Origin of the sequence: uncultured Campylobacter sp., from assembly GCF_937890585.1 — a bacterium.
In the GTDB taxonomy this organism is placed as follows: domain Bacteria; phylum Campylobacterota; class Campylobacteria; order Campylobacterales; family Campylobacteraceae; genus Campylobacter_A.
The window spans coordinates 1-1,303 of sequence record NZ_CALACG010000011.1 but is presented as its reverse complement, the minus strand read 5'-3'; the positions used below and the strand labels follow the sequence as shown (position 1 = coordinate 1,303).

The window sequence follows — 1,303 nt, the reverse complement described above, 5'->3', positions numbered from 1 at the left end:
ATCGTGGACTACAACATCCGCGCGCAAAGCAAGGACGAGGTCGCCTCGGCACGAGATCTAGCGGCTAAATTTAACAAACAAATCTATGTAAAAAGCGTGCAGCTGGGTGAGTCAAATTTTGAACACGAGGCGCGCGCGGCTAGATACGAGTTTTTTGGCCAAATTTGCCGCGAGCGCGGATATGAAAATTTGATCTTAGCGCATCAGTTTGACGATAAATTTGAGTGGTTTTTGATGCAGCTTGGCAAGGGCGCTGGGCTAAAAGAGCTCTTTGGCATGAGCGAGCTTGAGAAGAGAGAGCGCTTTTGGCTAGTTAGACCGCTTTTAAATTTACGCAAAAAAGAGCTTCAAAATTACCTTGACGAACGAGGTTTGCGCTACTTTGTCGATGAGACAAATTTAGAAGGCAAGCTTAAAAGAAGCTTTGTGAGGCTAAATTTTAGCGAGCCATTTTTAAACGAGTATTTTAGTGGTGTGAAGAAAAGCTTTGAGTTTTTGGAGGCTGATAGGCAAAATCTGCTGCCAAATATCACAAAGATAGATGATGAAATTTTCATTATAAAAAATGATAGTAACGTCGTTCGGGGCGTCGATGTGGCGGCAAAAGAGCTAAATGTGCTTTTAAGCAAGGCTCAAAAAGATGAACTAAGCGCAAATTTAGCAAAGCAAACAAGCGTGGTACTAAGTGGCAAGATCGCCGTTGGCTACGCTAATGAATACATCTTAGTAACGCCATTTTGTAAAACTGTAATGCCAAAAGAGTTCAAAGAAAGAGCTAGAATTTTAAGGCTCCCAGCGATAAATAGAGGCTATTTATTTGCAAAGGACATTCAAATAGAAAATCTTTCTAAATTTTTTAGTAGATAGAGCTTTTTAGTCTGTAAATTTGATCTACTAAAGGTTAATTTAAAACTAAATTTTGCTCCAACTCTTAAGCAAGCGCTCAAGAACAAATATAGCAAAACTACAAATTTGGTTTTAGCTATTTTTTTCTGAGATAAACTGCTTTTGCATTTAAATTTAGAGTATAAAGGCTATAAATTTAATCCACAAAAGAGCAAATTTAAAATTTCTAGTGCTAAATTTTACCCTTACGGTATTAACACTAAGGCGACAAGTGTGCAAATTTGAAATTTTATCAGCAAATTTACTCCAGCTCTTTTTGCTTTGTCGTAGCTGCTTTTCAAGTTAAATTTGAAGTGGCAAAAACTAGAAATTTAAAGTCAAATTTATAGCTCTAGCCTTAGCAAAATACGGTGTTAAAGCTGCAAATTTGATCTATCAAAAGCCAAATCTAAATCAT

Annotated in this window: 1 protein-coding gene; it reads left to right on the top strand. The window is 37.1% G+C overall.

Annotated elements, in window-relative coordinates:
- Positions 1–867, top strand: an 867-nt coding sequence (tilS, locus tag Q0296_RS00205) for a tRNA lysidine(34) synthetase TilS (RefSeq protein ID WP_298035590.1), incomplete at its 5' end; no start/stop codon positions are given.
- Positions 868–1,303 lie beyond the last annotated feature (436 nt).